The 23,013-nt window shown below is 36.0% G+C and carries 23 protein-coding genes; 7 read left to right on the forward strand and 16 right to left on the reverse strand.

Features of this window, described 5'->3' with window-relative positions:
- Positions 1-37 precede the first annotated feature (37 nt).
- The 6 genes from rpsR to F8162_RS07575 all read right to left on the reverse strand — a co-directional run bounded on the left by rpsR (position 38) and on the right by F8162_RS07575 (position 3,627).
- Positions 38-271, reverse strand: a complete 234-nt coding sequence (rpsR, locus tag F8162_RS07550) for a 30S ribosomal protein S18 (RefSeq protein WP_000918874.1) — start codon at positions 269-271, stop codon at positions 38-40.
- Between the two features lie 44 nt (positions 272-315).
- Positions 316-828, reverse strand: a complete 513-nt coding sequence (gene ssb / locus F8162_RS07555; RefSeq protein ID WP_225990150.1) for a single-stranded DNA-binding protein — start codon at positions 826-828, stop codon at positions 316-318.
- 26 nt (positions 829-854) lie between these two features.
- A complete protein-coding gene (gene rpsF / locus F8162_RS07560; protein ID WP_001233781.1) occupies positions 855-1,145 on the reverse strand; it encodes a 30S ribosomal protein S6 in 291 nt (96 codons plus the stop codon).
- Positions 1,146-1,336: 191 nt separating this feature from the next.
- The gene (ychF, locus tag F8162_RS07565; protein WP_000524656.1) at positions 1,337-2,437 is read right to left on the reverse strand and encodes a redox-regulated ATPase YchF; all 1,101 of its coding nucleotides are present in this window, start codon (positions 2,435-2,437) and stop codon (positions 1,337-1,339) included.
- 114 nt (positions 2,438-2,551) lie between these two features.
- The gene (locus F8162_RS07570; protein ID WP_000436051.1) at positions 2,552-2,749 is read right to left on the reverse strand and encodes a DUF951 domain-containing protein; all 198 of its coding nucleotides are present in this window, start codon (positions 2,747-2,749) and stop codon (positions 2,552-2,554) included.
- Positions 2,750-2,769: 20 nt separating this feature from the next.
- On the reverse strand, positions 2,770-3,627 hold the full coding sequence (locus F8162_RS07575; protein WP_097863888.1) for a mechanosensitive ion channel family protein: 858 nt from the start codon (positions 3,625-3,627) through the stop codon (positions 2,770-2,772).
- A 261-nt stretch (positions 3,628-3,888) separates the two neighbouring features.
- Here F8162_RS07575 and yyaC point away from each other — a divergent pair, with 261 nt between their 5' ends.
- On the forward strand, positions 3,889-4,485 hold the full coding sequence (gene yyaC / locus F8162_RS07580) for a spore protease YyaC (RefSeq protein ID WP_151630075.1): 597 nt from the start codon (positions 3,889-3,891) through the stop codon (positions 4,483-4,485).
- A gap of 20 nt (positions 4,486-4,505) precedes the next feature.
- Here the strand turns inward: yyaC and spo0J are convergent, their stop codons facing one another.
- The 10 genes from spo0J to rpmH form a co-directional block, all read right to left on the reverse strand.
- Positions 4,506-5,357 carry a stage 0 sporulation protein Spo0J gene (spo0J, locus tag F8162_RS07585; protein WP_001051814.1) on the reverse strand — a complete coding sequence of 284 codons (852 nt, stop codon included), beginning with the start codon at positions 5,355-5,357 and terminating at the stop codon, positions 4,506-4,508.
- The gene (gene soj, locus F8162_RS07590) at positions 5,350-6,111 is read right to left on the reverse strand and encodes a sporulation initiation inhibitor protein Soj (protein ID WP_000516117.1); all 762 of its coding nucleotides are present in this window, start codon (positions 6,109-6,111) and stop codon (positions 5,350-5,352) included. Before soj ends, spo0J begins: the two co-directional genes overlap by 8 nt.
- A 186-nt stretch (positions 6,112-6,297) precedes the next feature.
- A complete protein-coding gene (noc, locus tag F8162_RS07595; RefSeq protein ID WP_076541195.1) occupies positions 6,298-7,170 on the reverse strand; it encodes a nucleoid occlusion protein in 873 nt (290 codons plus the stop codon).
- A gap of 105 nt (positions 7,171-7,275) precedes the next feature.
- The gene (rsmG, locus tag F8162_RS07600; RefSeq protein WP_076541192.1) at positions 7,276-7,995 is read right to left on the reverse strand and encodes a 16S rRNA (guanine(527)-N(7))-methyltransferase RsmG; all 720 of its coding nucleotides are present in this window, start codon (positions 7,993-7,995) and stop codon (positions 7,276-7,278) included.
- A 21-nt stretch (positions 7,996-8,016) separates the two neighbouring features.
- Entirely contained in the window at positions 8,017-9,906 is a 1,890-nt protein-coding gene (gene mnmG / locus F8162_RS07605) for a tRNA uridine-5-carboxymethylaminomethyl(34) synthesis enzyme MnmG (RefSeq protein WP_151630074.1), read from the reverse strand.
- A gap of 46 nt (positions 9,907-9,952) precedes the next feature.
- Complete coding sequence (mnmE, locus tag F8162_RS07610) at positions 9,953-11,329, reverse strand: tRNA uridine-5-carboxymethylaminomethyl(34) synthesis GTPase MnmE (RefSeq protein ID WP_151630073.1); 1,377 nt, start codon at positions 11,327-11,329, stop codon at positions 9,953-9,955.
- Between the two features lie 226 nt (positions 11,330-11,555).
- The gene (gene jag, locus F8162_RS07615) at positions 11,556-12,173 is read right to left on the reverse strand and encodes an RNA-binding cell elongation regulator Jag/EloR (RefSeq protein ID WP_151630072.1); all 618 of its coding nucleotides are present in this window, start codon (positions 12,171-12,173) and stop codon (positions 11,556-11,558) included.
- The gene (gene spoIIIJ, locus F8162_RS07620) at positions 12,170-12,937 is read right to left on the reverse strand and encodes a YidC family membrane integrase SpoIIIJ (RefSeq protein ID WP_151630071.1); all 768 of its coding nucleotides are present in this window, start codon (positions 12,935-12,937) and stop codon (positions 12,170-12,172) included. The genes jag and spoIIIJ overlap by 4 nt, the downstream gene beginning before the upstream one ends.
- Before the next feature lie 52 nt (positions 12,938-12,989).
- Complete coding sequence (gene rnpA / locus F8162_RS07625) at positions 12,990-13,337, reverse strand: ribonuclease P protein component (protein ID WP_151869327.1); 348 nt, start codon at positions 13,335-13,337, stop codon at positions 12,990-12,992.
- Between the two features lie 76 nt (positions 13,338-13,413).
- On the reverse strand, positions 13,414-13,548 hold the full coding sequence (rpmH, locus tag F8162_RS07630) for a 50S ribosomal protein L34 (RefSeq protein ID WP_000831901.1): 135 nt from the start codon (positions 13,546-13,548) through the stop codon (positions 13,414-13,416).
- Between the two features lie 565 nt (positions 13,549-14,113).
- Here rpmH and dnaA point away from each other — a divergent pair.
- From dnaA to gyrA, 6 genes are all read left to right on the forward strand, one after another.
- The gene (gene dnaA / locus F8162_RS07635; RefSeq protein ID WP_000428027.1) at positions 14,114-15,454 is read left to right on the forward strand and encodes a chromosomal replication initiator protein DnaA; all 1,341 of its coding nucleotides are present in this window, start codon (positions 14,114-14,116) and stop codon (positions 15,452-15,454) included.
- 178 nt (positions 15,455-15,632) lie between these two features.
- Positions 15,633-16,772, forward strand: a complete 1,140-nt coding sequence (dnaN, locus tag F8162_RS07640; protein WP_151630070.1) for a DNA polymerase III subunit beta — start codon at positions 15,633-15,635, stop codon at positions 16,770-16,772.
- A gap of 127 nt (positions 16,773-16,899) precedes the next feature.
- Entirely contained in the window at positions 16,900-17,112 is a 213-nt protein-coding gene (gene yaaA / locus F8162_RS07645; RefSeq protein WP_000821366.1) for a S4 domain-containing protein YaaA, read from the forward strand.
- Between the two features lie 12 nt (positions 17,113-17,124).
- Complete coding sequence (recF, locus tag F8162_RS07650) at positions 17,125-18,252, forward strand: DNA replication/repair protein RecF (RefSeq protein WP_000470743.1); 1,128 nt, start codon at positions 17,125-17,127, stop codon at positions 18,250-18,252.
- 38 nt (positions 18,253-18,290) lie between these two features.
- Positions 18,291-20,213 (forward strand): DNA topoisomerase (ATP-hydrolyzing) subunit B, encoded by a 1,923-nt coding sequence (gyrB, locus tag F8162_RS07655; protein ID WP_061679590.1) that lies wholly within the window; start codon positions 18,291-18,293, stop codon positions 20,211-20,213.
- An 88-nt stretch (positions 20,214-20,301) separates the two neighbouring features.
- Positions 20,302-22,773 (forward strand): DNA gyrase subunit A, encoded by a 2,472-nt coding sequence (gene gyrA / locus F8162_RS07660; protein WP_151630069.1) that lies wholly within the window; start codon positions 20,302-20,304, stop codon positions 22,771-22,773.
- Positions 22,774-23,013 lie beyond the last annotated feature (240 nt).

The raw sequence follows: 23,013 nt of genomic DNA on the forward strand, positions 1-23,013 counted from the left end.
CAGTAGAGTCCGACTCTACTGTGCATTTCATACGCTATTATTCACCAACATATGGTAAAAGTGCCATTTGACGAGCACGTTTAATTGCAACTGTAAGTTTGCGTTGGTATTTTGCGCTTGTTCCTGTTACACGACGAGGTAAAATTTTACCACGCTCAGAAACGAAACGTTTTAATAAATCAACATCTTTATAGTCAATGCGAGTGATGCCGTTAGATGTAAAGAAACACACCTTACGACGTTTCGCACGTCCACCTTTGCGTCCTGCCATGTCTATTCCCTCCATTCTTTGTTAAAAATAGCCGATTTATACCATTAAAATGGTAAATCGTCATCCGAAATGTCGATTGGTTGACCAACATTCGAAAATGGATCGTCATTCTTCGTAAATCCAGAGTTCCCTTGGTTACCTGGATTACTAGATTGACCAAATGGGTTAGAGCTTTGGTTACCGAAACCAGCTCCTGATGGTTGCTGATTAAATGAACCACGTTGCTCCCCACCGCCATTACGCGGCTCTAAAAATTGTACGCTTTCCGCAAGAACTTCTGTTACATATACACGTTTACCATCTTGTCCATCGTAATTACGAGTTTGAAGACGTCCATCTACGCCTGCTAAGCTACCTTTTTTCAAATAATTTGCTACGTTTTCTGCTTGTTTACGCCATATTACACAATTAATAAAGTCAGCTTCACGCTCACCTTGTTGATTCGCAAATGCGCGATTCACAGCTAACGTAAAAGTAGCTACTGCAACACCATTGGGCGTGTAACGTAAGTCAGGGTCCTTAGTTAAACGACCAACGAGGATAACACGATTCATCAATCGAACCACTCTCCCTTATATATCAATTATTTTTCTTCTTCTTTAACAACGATATGACGAAGGATGTCTTCGTTGATCTTAGCTAAACGGTCGAATTCATTAATCGCTTCTGCGTTAGAGTTCACGTTTAAGATCATGTAGAAACCTTCACGTAAGTCGTTGATTTCGTAAGCTAAACGACGCTTACCCCACTCTTTCGTGTTAATGATTTCTGCACCATTGTTTGTTAAAACACCTGCAAAACGTTCAACTAAAGCTTTTTGAGCTTCTTCTTCAACGCCAGGACGAATGATGTACATAATTTCGTACTTTCTCATTACACTTTCACCTCCTTTTGGTCTAAACGGCCCATAATGGGCAAGGAGCAATTAATTTATAGTAATTACTCACGAGTTTAGATTATATCATAGTAAGTTAGATGAATCAACTCACCCATGCATAAAAAACTTGGCAAACACATAATATATTCGCCAAGCTCATATCTTTATTTTTCCTAGGAAATATTAAATTAAACGTTGAAGCGGAAGTGCATAACGTCTCCGTCTTTTACGATATACTCTTTTCCTTCTAAACGAACTTTACCAGCTTCTTTTGCAGCCGTCATAGAACCGTTTGTCATTAAGTCTTCGTAAGAAACTGTTTCCGCACGAATAAATCCACGCTCAAAGTCTGTATGAATTACGCCAGCACATTGTGGTGCTTTCATACCTTGTTTAAACGTCCATGCACGTACTTCTTGCACACCTGCTGTGAAGTAAGTAGCAAGTCCTAATAAATCATATGCAGCACGAATTAATTGATCTAAACCAGATTCTTCAATACCTAGCTCTTCAAGGAATACTTTTTTCTCTTCCTCGTCTAGCTCAGCGATTTCTTCTTCAATTTTTGCACATACAACGATTACTTGAGAATTTTCATTTGCAGCAAATTCTTTTACCATTTGTACGTATTTGTTTTCAGAAGGATCGATAATATCGTCCTCACTTACGTTTGCTACGTATAACATTTCTTTCGTTGTAAGTAAATGAAGGCCTTTAACAATCTTCATTTGCTCTTCTGTAAATTCAACAGTACGAGCTGGTTTTCCCTCTTCAAAAGCTTCTTTTAAGCGAACTAAAATTTCATGCTCATATACCGCTTCTTTATCTTTTTGTCTTGCTAATTTCGCAACACGTTCGATACGTTTATCAACAGACTCTAAATCCGCTAAGATTAGCTCTAAGTTGATTGTTTCAATATCATCGATTGGATCTACTTTCCCTGAAACGTGTGTAATGTTTTCGTCTTCAAAACAACGAACAACTTGGCAAATCGCATCTACTTGGCGAATGTGAGATAAGAATTTATTTCCTAACCCTTCACCTTTACTAGCACCTTTTACGATACCTGCAATATCAGTAAACTCAAATACAGTCGGAACAGTTTTTTTCGGTTCTACTAATTCCGTTAATTTATTTAAACGCTCATCTGGTACTTCTACAATCCCTACGTTTGGATCAATTGTACAGAATGGATAGTTTGCAGATTCTGCTCCTGCTTGTGTAATTGCATTAAATAAAGTTGACTTCCCTACGTTAGGTAATCCAACAATCCCAGCCGTTAATCCCATATTTTTCACTCCTATGTCTCAATCTTTCATCATTATAGATAGTAACGAAAAAAATGACAAGTTTCCTCCAAACGAAAAAAGTAACAGCTACCCATTGCAACTGTTACTTTCTCTCTATTCTTCGTGCTTCACAAGTATTTTTTTCACCTTACGATCAAATTCTCTTCGAGGAATCATTACTGAATGGTCACATCCCTCGCACTTAATGCGGATATCCATTCCCATACGAATAATCTTCCATCGATTCTCACCACATGGGTGGGCTTTCTTCATTTCCACAACATCGTACAAGTTATATTGCTTTTGCTCCATTCTCCAAACCCCTCTCCATACTAAATTGCTTTTCCACTAACCAATTCTTCACGATTATATAAAACCATACGTGGATATGGAATTTCAATTCCATGTAAATCTAGACGATTTTTAATCTCTTTACGAAGTGCTCTTGCAACAACCGCATGTTGCATCGGCTCTACTTCCGCAATCACACGTAATATAACTTCTGATGCAGCCAATGTTTGCACACCTAATAACTGAGGCGTTGTTACCATTTGCGCATACTGTGCAGGTAATTCTACTAATAAATCTTCAATGACTTGCTCTGCTTTTGCTATGTCAGCCTCATACGAAATGGATACATCAACAAATGCTACACTATTACTAACGGAATAGTTCGTAACTTGAATGATACTTCCATTTGGTAAAGTATGAATTTCGCCTGTCCAACTCTTTACTTTTGTTGTACGAAGTCCAATTTCTAGAACGACACCTTCAAACTGACCAATTTTTACATAGTCACCTACTGAAAATTGATCTTCTAGCAAAATAAATAATCCCGTAATAACATCTTTCACTAAACTTTGAGCACCAAATCCGACTGCTAAACCAATTACCCCGGCACCCGCTAATAAACCAGATGCATTAATATTAAACACACCCAAAATCGCAATTAACATAATGAACATAACAACGTATGCCACAATATTTTCAAGTAACTTCGCTACCGTAACTGTACGACGTTCTGAAATTTGAATTGGCGAACGGCTTCCCATACGAAACGCATTTCGTACAATTGCACGCGCAACTCGCACAATAATTGCACCAAGTATTAAAATAACGACTATTTTTAGTGATTTCACACCTATATTCGTCCAATCAATGGACTCAAACCATTTCAACGCTAAATCCATGTACCTCTACCTCTCCAACTAAAATTTCTTTTTAATTATCCTTCTCATTGTATCAGAAGTCACCCTGATTTCTGAAAAAATTTTTATGACTTTAATTGCATTTGTTAACTTCCTTGCAGGTATAAAATGGAACGAATATATATATACTAGTACTATTATTTCCGTTTTCACTCAAGTTTTACAGGAAGTACGCACTTATAGTTTTCCATTTTACTCAACATATAACATATTTTGAAAATTTATTAAAAGGATGGATGCTTCATGAATATTGGAAGTTTTCGCTTACCCTTTTTCGAAAAAGAAACTCAAAATGTTATGCATCAAGACGTAGAAGCCTCCGAGACAATTAGTAACTTCTTACTTTCCCATATCCCTATTAAAACAAATATACCGATTATTCTCGTTTGTATCGGAACAGATCGTTCTACAGGCGATGCACTCGGCCCGTTAGTCGGCACGAAACTAGAACAAGTAGGAATTAAAAACTTCCAAGTGTTCGGCACACTAGATGAGCCAGTGCATGCGCTAAATTTAGAGGAAAGAATTCGGAATATACAGAGAGATAATCCTACTTCATTTATAATTGCGGTTGATGCCTGTTTAGGAAAGTCTCAAAGTATCGGTTCCATCACTACCGGAATGGGTCCTAGTAAACCTGGAGCTGCGATGAACAAGAAATTACCCGCAGTTGGTGATTTACATATTCATGGCATCGTAAATTTAAATGGTTTTATGGAGTTTTTCGTCCTGCAAAATACAAGGTTAAGTTTAGTCATGAAAATGGCTGATGTAATTGCACAAAGCATAAAAGAAACAGACCAAAAATTATCCGTATTAAAAAAAGCAAACCATCTATAAATAATAAGATGGTTTGCTTTTTAGTTTTTCTGCGCTAATAATTCTAAAATACGATTTAAATCTTCTTTATTAAAAAATTCAATTTCGATTTTACCTTTTTCTTTTTTCGTTTCTTTAATTTTCACATCTGTGCCAAACTTTTCTCTTAAGAACGTTTCGCGTTCTACGAAAAATATGTTTCTCTCTTTTTTTACTTGTTTTGTTTCACGTGAAACGCGTTGATTAATCTCCTGAACAATTTTCTCTAATTGACGAACATTTAATCCTTCTTTTTCGATTCGTTTTAATAAAGATTTCAATTGTTCTTCATCTTTTATCGTAAGCAAGGTTCTCCCATGGGCCATTGAAAGTTGACCGTTTGCAATCATATCTTGCACAAAAGAAGGGAGGCTTAATAACCGCGTATAGTTTGCAATGTAAGGTCTGCTCTTACCAAGACGTTTTGCTAATTGTTCTTGCGTTACATTTAGCTCATTCATTAACATTTGATATGCCATTGCTTCTTCCATTGGATTTAAATCTTCTCGTTGTAAGTTTTCAAGCAATGCAAACTCCATCATTTGCTGCTCATTTAATTGTCTTACAACAGCGGGTACCTTTTCGAGCCCCGCCTCTTTGGCAGCACGATATCTTCTTTCACCTGCAACAATTTCATATCCTTTAATACTCTTCCTAGCAATTAACGGTTGCAATATGCCGTGCTCTTTAATAGAAGCCGACAATTCTTGAATTGCCTCTTTATTAAAGTGTTTACGTGGTTGATATGGATTCGGCCTTAATTCAGTTATCACAATCTCCTGAATTGCCTCTTCTTCTTTCACATCTAAATCAGGAAAAAATACGTTAATTCCTCTTCCTAATCCTTTAGCCACCTGCAATCACTTCCTCTGCTAAATCTATATATACTTCTGCCCCTCTTGATTTAGCGTCATACTGCATAATTGGTTTCCCATGACTTGGTGCTTCACTTAAACGAACATTACGAGGAATAATCGAACGGTATACTTTATCTCTAAAGTATTTTTTCACTTCATCTATAACCTGAATCCCTAAATTCGTACGGGCATCCAACATCGTTAGCAATACACCTTGAATTGCTAGATTTTTATTTAAGTGCTTTTGCACAAGTCGAACTGTATTTAATAGCTGACTTAATCCTTCTAGTGCGTAATATTCGCATTGAACAGGAATAATAACAGAATCTGCTGCGGTTAATGCATTAATCGTTAATAACCCTAAGGACGGGGGACAGTCGATAATAATATAGTCATATTCATCACGAACTGGCTGTAATGCCCTTTGTAAACGTACTTCCCGGGAAATAGTCGGTACCAATTCAATTTCAGCACCTGCCAATTGAATTGTAGCGGGTAGAACATCTAAGTTTTCAGTTGCGGTTTTACGTATAACCCCTTGAACATCTGCATCTTCCACAAGAACGTTGTAAATACATTGATCTAATTCGGATTTTTCAATTCCCACACCAGTCGTTGCATTTCCTTGGGCGTCAATATCTACAAGAAGGACCTTTTTACCTACTTGTGCCAATCCAGCCCCTAAATTAACAGATGTTGTTGTTTTTCCAACGCCACCTTTTTGATTGGCAATAGCAATGATTTTTCCCATGATGTCACCTACTTTCAACCTTTCTATCTTATTCTAGTAACAATTACGTTTATTGTAACATGAAATAAAAGTTTTTCTTTTACGTCCTTATTAAACTTCAAAATTTATTTCTAAACTCCTTCTTCTAACAAGAAAATATAGTAAAAGAGACCTATCCAATAGGATAAGGTCTCTAACACGCCATTATTATTTTTTCTTCGGAATTTTAATTGTAATTTGATAGTACTCATCAAATTCTTCTTCCTCAGAATTAACATTTAAACCACTATCAGCAACCATTTGTAATGACTGCCTAATTGTATTCATGGCAATTCTTGTATCTCTACTTACTGCTTTTTGCTTTGCCTTACGCTTCGGTTTTGCTTCCTCTAGTAATTTCGCAATTCGTTCCTCTGTTTGCTTTACATTCAGCTGTTTCTCCACAATTTCCTGTAAAACCTTCAGTTGTAATTCCTCATTCTTTAAAGGAATGAGCGCGCGGGCATGACGTTCTGTAATGCTTTTTTCTAATAACGCACGTTTTATTTCTTCAGGCAACTTTAACAATCGCAACTTATTTGCGATTGTGGATTGTCCTTTTCCAAGTCGTTGTGCCAATGCTTCTTGCGTTAAATTATGTAACTCAATTAACTTTTGATATGCCACAGCTTCCTCGATTGCTGTTAGTTCCTCACGTTGCAAGTTTTCAATTAAAGCTACAGAAGCTGTCTCTGTATCATTTAAGTTCTTTATAATTGCAGGAACCTTTTCCCACCCTAACTTTGTCGCCGCACGGAAACGCCTTTCTCCAGCGATAATCTCGTACTTATCATCCTCATATTGCCTCACAACAATTGGCTGAATCAGTCCGTGTGTACGAATCGTTAATGCTAGCTCCTCTATACGCGCATCATCAAAAACTGTTCGTGGTTGATAACGGTTAGGGGTAATATTTACTATCGGAATTTCTTGTATTTCTTCATATACCTTTTTATCTATTTCTTCATGGCTTTCGTCTTGTAATTCGAATTCGCTCTCTTTATCTCCAAAGCCAAATAAACGAGAAAACGTATTTTTCATACATATTCCACCACCTTTTAGGCCTATTGACTATTCTCCATAAAATGTTTCCTATGAAACATTTACGTTTTCATTTATATAATTTAATCTTACGTCTAATAAGATTTATTTTTCAATAGGTAATTTATTGGGTGTTCCCGGTTTGCGTGGATATTTCTTTGGTGTCTTGCGCTTTTTCTCGATTAATAAAATATTACGTTCGCTTTCTTCAAACGGTAATTGGAACGTAGACATTTCTTTTAAATTCCCGCCTAGCACCTCTAAAGCATACTTGCCATTTTCAATTTCTTCGTTTGCTGCGGCACCTTTCATTGCAATGAATGTTCCCCCAACTTTTACAAGTGGTAAACATAGCTCACTCAATACCGAAAGACGCGCAACTGCACGTGCCATTACAATATCGTACGATTCACGTACACCTTCTTTTTTTCCAAATGTTTCAGCACGATCATGACAAAACGCAACGTCACCTAATTCCAATTTTTGTGCCAAATGATTTAAGAAGTTAATACGTTTTTGCAATGAGTCTACAATTGTTACTTTTAAGTGCGGGAAACAGATCTTCAAAGGAATACTTGGGAATCCAGCTCCTGCGCCAACATCACAAATTGAGAATGGTTTTGAAAAATCGTAATAAAAAGCAGCCGTAATGGAATCAAAAAAGTGTTTTAAATATACTTCCTCTTTCTCCGTAATAGCCGTTAAGTTCATTTTTTCATTCCACTCTACTAATGTTTCGAAGTAGATTTCGAACTGCTCTAACTGTCTAGAAGAGAGGGTGATACCCTTCTCTTCTAGCATAGATTGAAATTGTTCTATGTTCATCTAACAATATCTCCTTACTATTTATTGGTTCGATACTCGCGCAATTTTTCCTTGTTCAATATACACAAGTAAAATGGAAACATCCGCTGGATTCACACCAGAAATACGTGAAGCCTGCCCCATTGAAAGTGGACGAACGTCTTTCAATTTCTGTCTCGCTTCTGAGGCAAGGCTAGAAATCGCATCATAATCAATATCCACAGGGATTTTTTTATTTTCCATTTTCTTCATACGCTCTACTTGCTGTAAAGATTTTTCGATATATCCTTCGTACTTAATCTGAATTTCAACTTGTTCTGTAATTTCATCACTTAATTCTACTTCACTTGGTACTAAAAGATGAATATGCTCATATGACATCTCTGGACGACGTAATAGATCACTTGCACGTATTCCATCTTTCAATTCACTTCCGCCAATACTACGAATTAGTTCTTGAACTTCAGGACGTGGTTTAATAATAATGCTAGCTAAACGTTCCTTTTCCTGTTCAATTTTTAATTTTTTATTTGTAAATCGCTCATAGCGCTCTTCTTTAATTAATCCAATTTCACGACCAACTTCTGTTAAACGAAGATCGGCATTATCGTGGCGTAATAATAGGCGATATTCTGCACGAGACGTCAATAAACGATATGGTTCATTTGTACCTTTCGTTACAAGATCATCAATTAAGACACCAATATAAGCATCCGCACGACCTAAAATAACTTCTTTTTTACCTAAAGAACGACATGCTGCATTAATCCCAGCCATAAGCCCTTGTCCTGCCGCCTCTTCGTAACCAGAAGTTCCGTTAATTTGTCCTGCTGTATATAAATTTTTAATTTTTTTCGTTTCAAGTGTTGGCCATAGTTGTGTTGGCACAATAGCATCATATTCAATTGCATAACCTGTACGCATCATTTCAACGTTTTCTAGGCCAGGTATTGTTCTAAGCATATCACGTTGCACATCTTCTGGTAAGCTTGTGGATAAACCTTGTACATACACTTCTTGTGTATTACGTCCTTCTGGCTCTAAGAAAATTTGATGACGTGGTTTATCATTAAACCTTACTACTTTGTCTTCAATTGAAGGACAATATCTAGGTCCTGTTCCCTTAATCATACCAGAATACATAGCTGAGCGATGTAGGTTTTCATCTATTAAACGATGTGTTTCCGTACTTGTATACGTCAACCAACATGGAATTTGATCCATAATAAATTTTGTCGTTTCAAAAGAGAAAGCTCGTGGTTTATCATCACCTGGCTGGATTTCTGTTTTACTGTAATCAATCGTATTACTATTTACACGCGGAGGTGTACCTGTTTTAAATCTAACAAGATCAAATCCAAGTTCCTCTAAATGTTCGGATAAAGTAATAGATGGTTGTTGATTATTCGGACCGCTCGAATATTTTAAATCTCCCATAATAATCTCACCGCGTAAAAATGTTCCAGTCGTAATTACAACTGTTTTTGCTGTATATTCAGCACCAGCTTGCGTAACTACCCCTTTACATTCGCCATCTTCAACGATTAAACGCTCAACCATTCCTTGGAACAACGTTAAGTTTGGTGTTTCTTCAATTGTTTTCTTTAATTCATGCTGGTAAGAGAACTTATCTGCTTGTGCTCGAAGTGCGCGTACAGCTGGTCCTTTTCCTGTATTTAACATACGCATTTGAATATGCGTTTTATCAATGTTGCGTCCCATTTCTCCGCCTAATGCATCAATTTCACGAACAACAATCCCTTTTGCTGGTCCACCAACAGAAGGGTTACATGGCATAAACGCTACCATATCTAAATTAATTGTTAACATTAATGTTTTGGAGCCCATTCGTGCTGCCGCAAGACCAGCTTCACATCCTGCATGACCTGCACCGATTACTATGACATCGTATGAACCGGCATTGTATCCCATTGTTTATTCCTCCTAATAATCTCTATCTTTCTAAAACATCGCTATATTATTTTCCTAAACAAAATTGAGAGAACAACTGGTCAATTAGGCTTTCATGGACGGTATCACCAGTAATTTCACCAAGTATTTCCCACGTTCTTGTTAAATCAATTTGCACCATATCAATTGGAACACCATTTTCTATCGCCTCAATTGCATCTCCCATTGTTTGTCCTGCTTGTGTTAATAATCCAATATGTCTCGCGTTAGAAACATATGTCACATCTGCAGAATCGATTGTTCCTTCAAAGAATAAATCAGCTATTGCCTTTTCAAGCTCATCTATTCCTTGTTCCTCAATTAACGATGTTGTAATAACACGATTTCCCGCTGCCAATTCTGTAACACGTTCCATATCGATTGCTTGTGATAAATCTGTCTTATTTACAATAACAATGAAATCTTTTCCTTGTACGGCATGGAATAGATCTTCATCCTCATGCGTTAAAGCCTCGCTATAATTAACGACAACTAACACTAAATCAGCTTGGCTCATCATTTCTCTTGAACGTTCTACACCAATTCGTTCAACAACATCTTCTGTTTCACGAATCCCGGCTGTATCTATAAGTTTAAGTGGTACACCACGCACATTAACGTACTCTTCAATAACATCACGAGTTGTTCCTGCAATATCAGTTACAATCGCCTTTTTCTCCTGAACGAGACTATTTAATAGCGATGACTTCCCAACGTTAGGTCTACCGATAATTGCAGTAGCAATACCTTCACGTAAAATCTTTCCTTGCTTCGATGTTTCTAATATTTTTGCAATTTCCGCACGAACATGTGTAGCTTTCTCAATTAAAATATTATGTGTCATTTCTTCCACGTCATCATATTCCGGGTAATCTATGTTTACCTCAACATGAGCTAACGTTTCTAATATGTCCTGACGCAGACGGCCAATTAATTTAGATAATCGTCCTTCCATTTGATTAATCGCTACGTTCATTGCACGATCTGTTTTTGCACGGATTAAATCCATAACGGCTTCTGCTTGTGATAAATCAATACGGCCATTTAAAAAAGCACGTTTTGTAAATTCACCAGGCTCCGCTAATCGTACTCCTTGCGCTAAAATAAGCTGCAATACTTTATTTACCGAAACAAGTCCGCCGTGGCAGTTAATTTCTACTATATTTTCACGTGTAAACGTCCTTGGTGCACGCATAATAGATACCATCACTTCTTCAATAACCTGATTTGTATCTAAATCAACAATATGACCATAATGAATTGTGTGAGAAGAAACCTCTGTTAAATCCTTCCCTTTAAAAATACGATTAACTTTTTCAACCGCATCATCTCCACTTACTCGAACAATGGCAATTGCACCCTCTCCAAGCGCTGTGGAAATCGCGGCAATTGTATCAAATTCCATGTCCTTTCACCTCACTTGCTTATTTATCTCTATTTCAACATGATTATTTTCTTCACTAAATTATTAGAATACCATAACGAACCTATCTACAAAAGAACAATAACTCATTTTATTATGTCCTCATGTAAAAAACACTAAACTTATTCACAGTGGATAAGTTTAGTGTTTTTTAGTTATCCACACCTATTTTCCCCTCAAAAAAACCGGCACTCAATTGAGTAACCGGTCACTTGGAAGATATTACAACATGTCGATGTGGTTCTTTTCCTTCAGAAGTTGTAATGATATTTTGATGATTAGATAATGCTTGGTGGATAATCTTTCGTTCAAAAGATGGCATAGGCTCCAACACAACTCTTTTTTTCGTACTTACTACTTGTTTTGCTAATCGATAAGAAAGTGCTTCTAATGTACCTTTTCTTTTACTACGATAATTTTCAGCATCTAGTGTGATGCCAATATATTGCTTCGTACTACGATTCGCCACAAGTTTTGTTAAATACTGTAAAGAATTCAAGGTATTCCCTCTTTTTCCAATCAAAACACCTATATTTTCGCCAGAAATTGTAAATTCAACTTCGCGTCCTTTTACAATTTTACTAATCTCAGCTTCCACACCCATATCGTGAATAACACTTTTTAAATATTCTTCACATTCTTGAATTGGATCCTTCTTCAATACAACTTCTACTACTGCAGGTCGATTCCCAAATAAACCTAGGAACCCTCTTTTACCCTCATCGATAATATTTATATCTACTCGGTCTTTTGGAACATTTAGTTGCGTTAAAGCATGTTGTACTGCCAGCTCGACTGTTTGTCCTTTAGCAGTAATTACACTCACTTACTTGATCCTTCTGCCTTACTAGCCTTAATTTCTGGCCCCTTGATCAAGTACATTTGAGCGATACCAAAGATATTACCAACAACCCAGTAAAGTGATAATGCAGCTGGGAAGTTAATTGCAAAGACTAAGATCATGATTGGCATTAACCAAAGCATCATTGCCATTTGCGGATTTTGACTAGCTGTTCCTGCCATTGCAAGCTTTTGCTGAATAAATGTCGTAATTGCCGCAACAACCGGTAAGATATAGAATGGATCTGCCTGCCCTAAGTCGAACCATAAGAATGTATGCTTACTAATTTCTGATGTTCTCATAATCGCATGGTAAAACGCGAATAAAATAGGCATCTGAATAAATATCGGTAAACATCCTGCTAATGGATTTACACCATTTTTTTGATATAACTGCATCATTTCTTGTTGTAGTTTTTGCTGTGTTGCTTGATCTTTAGAACTATATTTCTCTTTTAACTTCACCATTTCTGGTTGTAACGCCTGCATTGCTTTCGTACTCTTCGTTTGTTTAATCATTAATGGTAATAATGCAAAACGAATGATAAGAGTGGTAACAACGATTGCTAAACCATAATTACTACCAAATAAGTTGGCAAAATACGTAATTAACTGAGAAAGCGGATATACGAAATATTCATTCCAAATTCCAGTACTTTTCGGTGTAATCGGCTGATTCACTTCACTACAGCCAGTAGCAATTGCCATTAATGCAATAACCATGGCTAGTAAACCTATTTTCTTTTTCAAAGCCTGCTCCTCCTTGTTTCGGTATGTATATAGTGTAATTCATTTCCTTACGCTACTTTTTTATTCTTTTCATACCAGAGCGTTTAAAGACATGAATTAAGCTTTTCTTTAATTCTTCATATGTCATCTCTGCACAAGGCTTCCTTGCTATTATAACAAAATCTTTTCCAGAATCTATCTCATCTTTTAATTCTGTGATCGACTGGCGAATCATACGTTTAATTCGGTTACGCACTACTGCATTTCCTATTTTCTTGCTGACAGAAAGGCCAATACGAAAGTTTTGCTGCTCTTCCTTATCTAGTTGATAGACAACAAGCTGACGGTTAGCATTCGATTTTCCTTTTTGAAAAACCGTCTGGAATTCATCATTCTTTTTTATACGATATTTTTTCTTCATATCAATTGACACTCCTGTAGTTCATCAGTGGAAATTCACTATTATTAGAAAAAAAGACCACTGAACGATCAGTGGTCTACGCAGATAATACTTTTCTTCCTTTACGACGACGAGCTGCTAGCACTTTACGTCCGTTCGCTGTGCTCATACGGCTGCGGAAACCATGTACTTTGCTGCGCTTACGTTTATTTGGTTGGTAAGTTCTTTTCATTATATGACACCTCCCTGAGGAATATCTGTTAAAGACAGTCCTATAAATTATAGTTAATCAACTAGGAAAATGTCAATGGTTCTCGAAATTTTCATCAAATATTCATTTTGAACCTATTCACATACTTTTTCACAGAGCCTATATTTCCTTGTGGATAAATGTTTTTTCTGGTTTTTTATATCCACAAATCCTTTTCGTACTTTTACACAGTATATCGTGTTGTGGACAAGTTTATTCCACAAGGTATTGATTTTGTGGATAACTTTCTTAAATTCATTGCTATAGCTACTTTTTTTTGATATTATAGTTGTGTTTTCACTTTGAATAAGTTTTCCACATCTTTATCTTATCCACAATTTGTGTATAACATGTGGACAGTTTTAATCACATGTGGGTAAATGATTATCCACATTCGCCTTTTTTGTCGAAAACCCTATCTCATATACAAACGACGTTTTTAGGTTTTAAAATACGTTTCGTATAAATATACATTTTATACTTATTTAGGTTGTACATTTGTTGCGCAACCTTATTCTTTTACCATCTTAGTAAAGGAGGGACACCTTTGGAAAACATCTCTGATTTATGGAACAGCGCCTTAAAAGAACTAGAAAAAAAGGTCAGTAAACCAAGTTATGAAACATGGTTAAAATCAACAACCGCACATAATTTAAAGAAGGACGTATTAACAATTACGGCTCCCAATGAATTCGCTCGTGATTGGTTAGAATCTCATTATTCAGAGCTAATTTCGGAAACACTTTATGATTTAACGGGGGCAAAATTAGCTATTCGCTTTATTATTCCCCAAAGTCAAGCTGAAGAGGAGATTGATCTTCCTCCTTCTAAACCAAATTCAGCACAAGATGATTCTAATCATTTACCACAGAGTATGCTAAATCCAAAATATACGTTTGATACATTTGTTATTGGCTCTGGTAACCGTTTTGCTCACGCTGCTTCATTGGCCGTAGCCGAAGCGCCAGCTAAAGCATATAATCCCCTCTTTATTTACGGGGGCGTTGGACTTGGAAAAACCCATTTAATGCATGCAATTGGTCATTATGTAATTGAACATAACCCAAACGCGAAGGTTGTATATTTATCATCAGAAAAATTTACAAATGAATTCATTAATTCTATTCGTGATAATAAAGCGGTCGATTTTCGTAATAAATACCGTAATGTAGATGTTTTATTGATAGATGATATTCAATTTCTAGCAGGAAAAGAACAAACTCAAGAAGAGTTTTTCCATACATTCAATGCATTACACGAAGAAAGTAAACAAATTGTAATTTCAAGTGATCGGCCACCAAAAGAAATTCCAACTTTAGAAGATCGTCTTCGTTCTCGCTTTGAATGGGGACTCATTACGGATATTACGCCACCAGATTTAGAAACACGAATTGCAATTTTACGTAAAAAAGCAAAGGCTGAAGGACTTGATATACCAAATGAGGTTATGCTTTATATTGCAAATCAAATTGATTCAAACATTCGTGAACTAGAAGGTGCACTCATCCGAGTTGTAGCTTATTCATCTTTAATTAACAAAGATATTAATGCTGATTTAGCAGCTGAAGCACTTAAAAATATTATTCCAAATTCTAAACCAAAAATTATCTCCATTTATGATATTCAAAAGGCTGTCGGGGATGTTTATCAAATAAAACTGGAAGATTTCAAGGCGAAAAAGCGAACAAAATCAGTTGCCTTCCCTCGCCAAATTGCAATGTATTTATCACGCGAACTTACAGATTACTCCTTACCTAAAATAGGTGAAGAATTTGGTGGACGTGATCATACAACAGTTATCCATGCTCATGAAAAAATTTCTAAGCTGCTTAAAACGGATACGCAATTACAAAAGCAAGTTGAAGAAATTAACGATATTTTAAAGTAGTAGCTGAATAGTGTGAATAACTTCCCTTGTTTTACGCACAGTCTATCCACATGTAGATAGACTGTTTTTACATCCTTCAATGGGGTTATCCACATATCCACAGGCCCTATTACTATTACTACTATTTTTTATCTTTATTAATTAAATAAAATATTATACTTACCGGAGGTTTTTCTTTATGCGTTTTACAATACAAAAAGACTATCTTGTAAGAAGTGTACAAGATGTAATGAAGGCTGTTTCTTCTCGTACAACAATTCCCATCCTTACAGGAATTAAAGTTGTCGCTACGGAAGAAGGAGTTACGTTAACAGGAAGCGATGCCGATATTTCTATTGAATCTTTTATCCCAGTTGAAGACAATGGAAAAGAAATCGTAGAAGTAACACAATCAGGAAGTATTATTTTACAAGCAAAATATTTTAGTGAGATTGTAAAAAAATTACCTAAAGAGACTGTCGAAATTTCTGTAGAAAATCATTTTATGACAAAAATAATTTCTGGAAAATCAGAGTTTAATTTAAATGGTTTAGATTCTGCTGAATATCCATTGTTACCACAAATTGAAGAACATCATGTTTTTAAGATCCCAACAGATTTACTAAAACATATGATCCGACAAACTGTATTTGCAGTTTCCACTTCTGAAACAAGACCAATATTGACAGGTGTAAACTGGAAAGTATATAACAGCGAATTAACTTGCATTGCTACAGATAGCCACAGGTTAGCTCTTCGAAAAGCAAAAATCGAAGGAATCGCAGATGAATTTCAAGCGAATGTTGTTATTCCGGGTAAAAGCTTAAATGAATTAAGCAAAATTCTAGATGAGTCTGAAGAAATGGTAGATATCGTTATTACGGAGTATCAAGTATTATTCCGTACAAAGCATTTATTATTCTTCTCAAGATTGTTAGAAGGGAATTATCCTGATACAACTCGTTTAATTCCAGCCGAAAGCAAAACAGATATATTTGTAAATACAAAAGAATTTTTACAAGCAATTGATCGTGCCTCTCTATTAGCAAGAGATGGTCGTAATAATGTTGTGAAATTATCAACTTTAGAACAGGAAATGCTAGAAATTTCTTCGAATTCACCAGAAATCGGGAAAGTAGTGGAAGAAGTTCAATGTGAAAAAGTAGATGGGGAAGAGTTAAAAATATCTTTTAGTGCAAAATATATGATGGATGCACTAAAAGCTTTAGATAGTACTGAAATTAAAATTAGCTTTACTGGCGCAATGAGACCATTCTTAATTCGTACAGTAAATGATGAGTCCATTATTCAATTAATTTTACCGGTTCGTACTTACTAAGTAAGTAGTAAGGGTTGCTAGTTTTCAGATACTAGTAGCCCTTATTTGATTTTTGGGTATTACTTTCCTAATGTTAGTTTATTTAGTACAATGAAAGAATGAACACTTTCAGAAAGTGAGCGATTTTATGAAACGTATTAAAATTTCAACAGAGTATATTACACTAGGACAATTTTTAAAGTTAGCCGATGTAATTGATACAGGTGGCGCTGTAAAATGGTTTTTACAAGAATATGAAGTGTACGTGAATCAAGAACTTGAAAATAGAAGAGGTCGCAAATTATATGCGAACGATATTATTGAAATTCCAGGAAGCGGAAGTTTCCAAGTTCAGGCATAAAGGGGGAGCCCTTTGTTTATTTCGGAAATACAATTAAAAAACTATCGCAATTATGAAAAGTTAGAGCTTTCCTTTGAAGATAAAGTGAATGTGATTATCGGTGAAAACGCGCAAGGGAAAACGAATTTGATGGAAGCTATTTATGTTTTAGCGATGGCGAAATCTCATAGAACCTCTAATGATCGCGAGCTTATCCGTTGGGATGAAGATTTCGGTCAAATTAAAGGGAAATTACAAAAGAGAAATAGTTCTTTGTCTTTGGAATTAAATATTTCGAAAAAAGGTAAAAAGGCAAAATTAAATCAACTTGAACAACAAAAATTGAGTCAATATATTGGCATGATGAATGTTGTCATGTTTGCCCCAGAAGATTTAAATCTTGTAAAAGGAAGCCCTCAAGTAAGAAGACGCTTTTTAGATATGGAATTAGGTCAAATAGCTCCAGTCTATTTGTATGAATTGAGTCAATATCAAAAGGTGCTCACGCAACGAAATCACTTGCTGAAAAAGATGCAAGGGAATAGTAAAAATGAGGAAACGATGTTGGATGTATTTACACTTCAACTTATTGAGCATGGTGCAAAAATATTGCAAAAACGGTTTGAATTTTTGCATTTACTACAAGAATGGGCAGCTCCAATTCATCGCGGTATAAGCCGTGGATTAGAAGAATTAGAAATTGTCTATAAACCAAGTGTAGATGTATCAGAATCAATGGATTTGTCGAAAATAAAAGAAGTATACTATGAAAATTTTCAATCTGTGAAACAACGTGAGATTTTCCGTGGTACGACTTTAATTGGTCCTCATCGTGATGATTTACAATTCTTCGTTAATAGTAAAAATGTTCAAGTCTTTGGTTCGCAAGGACAACAACGAACAACCGCACTGTCCCTAAAATTAGCTGAAATTGAATTGATTTACTCAGAAGTTAAGGAATATCCGATTCTTTTATTGGATGATGTATTATCAGAATTAGATGATTATCGTCAATCGCATCTGTTAAATACAATTCAAGGAAAAGTGCAAACATTTGTGACAACGACGAGTGTCGACGGAATTGAACACGAAACATTAAAAGAAGCGAAAACAATTCATGTAACGAACGGCACGGTAGATTGTGAAATAGATAGGGCGTAATCCCTATTTAAATGGAAAAGTAGGTGATCTTTGTGTCAATGGAACAAAAGCAAATGGAAGAAAATTCATATGACGAAAGTCAGATACAGGTACTTGAAGGATTAGAAGCGGTTCGAAAACGCCCTGGGATGTATATTGGATCTACAAGTGGAAAAGGACTTCACCATCTTGTGTGGGAAATCGTCGATAATAGTATTGATGAAGCACTTGCAGGGTATTGTGATGAAATTAACGTTAGTATCGAAGAAGATAATAGTATTCTTGTAACGGATAATGGACGTGGTATTCCAGTTGGTATACAAGAAAAAATGGGGCGTCCTGCTGTAGAAGTTATAATGACCGTTCTTCATGCTGGTGGTAAGTTTGGCGGTGGCGGTTATAAAGTTTCTGGTGGTTTGCATGGTGTTGGGGCATCTGTAGTAAATGCTCTATCAACAGAACTAGAGGTATTTGTACATCGTGAAGGCAAAATCCATTATCAAAAATACGAAAGAGGTATTCCGGTTGCGGATTTAAAAGTCATTGGTGACACAGATCAAACAGGAACGATAACTCGATTTAAACCAGATCCAGAAATTTTTCAGGAAACAATAGTATACGAATTTGATACGTTAGCAACTCGTATGCGAGAATTAGCATTTTTAAATCGTAATATTAAATTAACAATTGAAGATAAACGTGAACATAAACAGAAGAAAGAATTCCATTATGAAGGTGGAATTAAATCATATGTTGAACATTTAAATCGTTCAAAACAGCCAATTCATGAAGAACCTGTATATGTAGAAGGTTCAAAAGATGGTATTCAGGTTGAAGTTGCGCTTCAATATAACGAAGGATACACAAATCATATTTACTCATTTACAAATAATATTCATACGTATGAAGGTGGTACACATGAGGTAGGATTTAAAACAGCCTTAACTCGTGTGATCAACGATTATGGTCGTAAAAATAATATTTTAAAAGATGCGGATAGTAATTTAACTGGTGAAGATGTTCGTGAAGGTTTAACAGCAATTGTGTCAATTAAACATCCAAATCCACAATTCGAAGGACAAACGAAGACGAAACTTGGAAATAGTGAAGCAAGAACAATTACAGAGTCAGTATTCTCAGAGGCATTTGAAAAGTTCTTACTGGAAAATCCCAATGTTGCACGTAAAATTATAGATAAAGGGACGATGGCAGCGCGTGCGCGTGTAGCAGCTAAAAAGGCTCGTGAGTTAACTCGCCGAAAGAGTGCTTTAGAAGTTTCAAGTTTACCAGGAAAATTGGCAGACTGTTCTTCTAAAGATCCAGCAATTAGTGAAATTTATATTGTAGAGGGTGACTCTGCGGGTGGTTCTGCAAAACAAGGGCGCGATCGTCATTTCCAAGCAATTTTACCGCTGAAGGGTAAAATTATTAATGTTGAAAAGGCACGCTTAGATAAGATTTTATCAAATGATGAAGTTCGTACAATTATTACGGCGATTGGTACAAATATCGGCGGAGACTTCGATATTGAAAAAGCACGCTATCATAAAGTCATTATTATGACGGATGCCGATGTTGATGGTGCGCATATTCGTACCCTATTATTAACGTTCTTCTATCGTTATATGCGTCAAATAATTGAGTGTGGTTATATATATATCGCACAGCCACCTTTGTTTAAAGTACAACAAGGTAAGAAAATTCAATATGCTTATAACGATAAGGAACTTGAAAAAATCTTAGCGGAATTACCAGCCCAACCTAAGCCAGGGATTCAGCGTTATAAAGGTCTAGGGGAAATGAATCCAACTCAATTATGGGAGACGACAATGGATCCAGAAGTACGTTCATTACTTCAAGTTTCTCTTCAAGATGCAATTGAAGCGGATGAAACATTTGAAATTTTAATGGGAGATAAAGTAGAGCCACGTCGTAACTTTATCCAAGAAAATGCAAAATACGTGAAAAACCTTGATATTTAAATGGGTAATGACAGGAATCTAAGTATTCCTGTCTTCTACATATAAATCAATGTATGTGTAACGGAAACGTAAGAGGAGGTGCTCGTTGATGTCAGACAATCAACAACAAGCACGAATTCGAGAAATTAATATTAGTCATGAAATGCGTACCTCGTTTTTAGATTACGCAATGAGTGTTATCGTATCTCGTGCATTACCAGATGTTCGTGATGGATTAAAACCTGTGCATCGTAGGGTTTTATATGCGATGAATGATTTAGGAATTACAGCTGATAAAGCGTATAAGAAATCAGCGCGTATTGTTGGTGAAGTAATCGGTAAGTATCACCCTCACGGTGATTCAGCTGTTTACGAGACGATGGTACGTATGGCGCAAGATTTTAGTCAACGTTATATGCTTGTTGATGGGCATGGTAACTTTGGTTCTGTTGATGGTGATTCAGCGGCAGCAATGCGTTATACAGAAGCAAGAATGTCTAAGATTTCTATGGAATTAATACGTGATATTTCAAAAAATACGATTGATTATCAAGATAACTATGATGGTTCTGAAAGAGAGCCAATTGTATTGCCAGCGCGTTTCCCTAATTTATTAGTGAATGGTACGACGGGTATTGCAGTTGGTATGGCAACGAATATTCCACCACATCAACTCGGTGAAGTAATTGATGGTGTATTGGCACTAAGCCATAATCCCGACATTACGATTGCGGAATTAATGGAGTTTATTCCAGGACCAGATTTTCCAACAGCGGGTTTAATTTTGGGACGAAGTGGGATTCGAAGAGCGTATGAAACAGGTAGAGGCTCTATTATGCTTCGAGCTAAAGTTGAAATTGAAGAGAAGTCAAATGGTAAACAATCTATTCTCGTAACCGAACTACCTTATCAAGTTAATAAGGCACGATTAATTGAAAAAATTGCAGAATTAGTTCGTGATAAGAAAATTGAAGGTATTACGGATTTACGTGATGAGTCAGATCGAAACGGTATGCGTATTGTTATGGAAGTACGCCGTGATGCCAATGCCAATGTACTATTAAATAATCTATATAAACATACAGCACTTCAAACAAGTTTCGGTATTAATATGTTGTCTCTTGTAAATGGAGAACCACAAGTACTAAATTTAAAACAGAATTTATATCATTACTTGGAGCATCAGAAGGTAGTAATTCGTCGACGTACTGCTTATGAATTAGAAAAAGCAGAGGCGCGTGCTCATATTTTAGAAGGATTACGAATTGCTCTAGATCATCTAGATGAAGTTATTACATTAATTCGTAGTTCGAAAACAGCAGATATTGCAAAACAAGGCTTAATGGAACGTTTCGGTTTAAGTGAGAAACAAGCACAAGCAATTTTAGATATGCGTCTGCAACGTTTAACAGGATTAGAACGTGAAAAAATTGAGCAAGAATATCAAGACTTAATGAAGTTAATCGCTGAATTAAAAGCAATCTTAGCAGATGAAGAGAAAGTTCTTGAGATTATTCGTGAAGAGTTAACGGAAGTAAAAGAACGCTTCAATGATAAGAGACGAACGGAAATCACAATTGGTGGCATGGAATTTATTGAAGATGAAGATTTGATTCCAGAGCAAAACATCGCTATTACGTTAACTCATAATGGTTATATTAAGAGGTTACCAGCTTCTACGTACAAAACACAGAACCGTGGTGGACGTGGTGTGCAAGGAATGGGAACAAATGATGATGATTTCGTAGAGCATTTATTAACTACTTCTACGCATGATCACATTTTATTCTTTACTAATAAAGGGAAAGTATACCGTACGAAAGGATATGAAATCCCAGAGTATAGTCGTACAGCAAAAGGTATACCTATTATTAACTTATTAGGTGTAGATAAGGGTGAATGGATTAACGCCATTATTCCAATTCGTGAATTTGGTGACGATGAATTCTTATTCTTCACAACAAAACAAGGTATTTCTAAGAGAACGCCACTTTCATCATTTGCAAATATACGTACGAATGGTTTAATTGCCATCTCTCTTCGTGAAGAGGATGAAGTAATATCTGTACGTTTAACATCTGGTGATAAGGATATTATTGTAGGAACAAGCAATGGTATGTTAATTCGCTTTAACGAGCAAGATGTGCGTTCTATGGGACGTAATGCGGCTGGTGTAAAAGCAATTACATTAGGTGAAGAAGATCAAGTTGTAGGCATGGAAATTGTCGAAGAGGATGTAAATGTTCTAATCGTAACGAAAAATGGTTATGGAAAACGTACACCTATTGATGAATACCGTCTACAAAGTCGTGGTGGTAAAGGTCTGAAGACATGTAATATTACAGATAAAAACGGTAAATTAGTAGCTGTTAAGTCTGTAACAGGTGAAGAAGATATCATGTTAATTACGGCAGCAGGTGTTATTATTCGTATGCCAGTTGATCAAATCTCTCAAATGGGACGTAATACACAAGGTGTTCGTCTAATTCGATTAGAGGATGAGCAAGAGGTAGCAACGGTAGCAAAAGCACAGAAAGATGAAGAAGAGGAATCTAATGAAGAGGCTTCTTCTGAAGAATAAGAGGGGGGATTTTTCCTCCTCTTATTTTTTTATAATAATACTTGCATAGCAATGGGAAACTCTATATAATAGGCAGAGTCAGCAAATGAGAGATACAAATTATCCTAAAAAACTTGTTGACGAAAATAATATACTATGATATATTATAAAAGTCGCTGAAACGCGATGTTGAACTTTGAAAACTAAACGAAACAAACAACGTGAAACGTCAATTTTTATTTTTAGATGCTAGACAAACTA

It is taken from the genome of Bacillus sp. CH140a_4T, from assembly GCF_008923725.1.
Lineage (GTDB): Bacteria > Bacillota > Bacilli > Bacillales > Bacillaceae_G > Bacillus_A.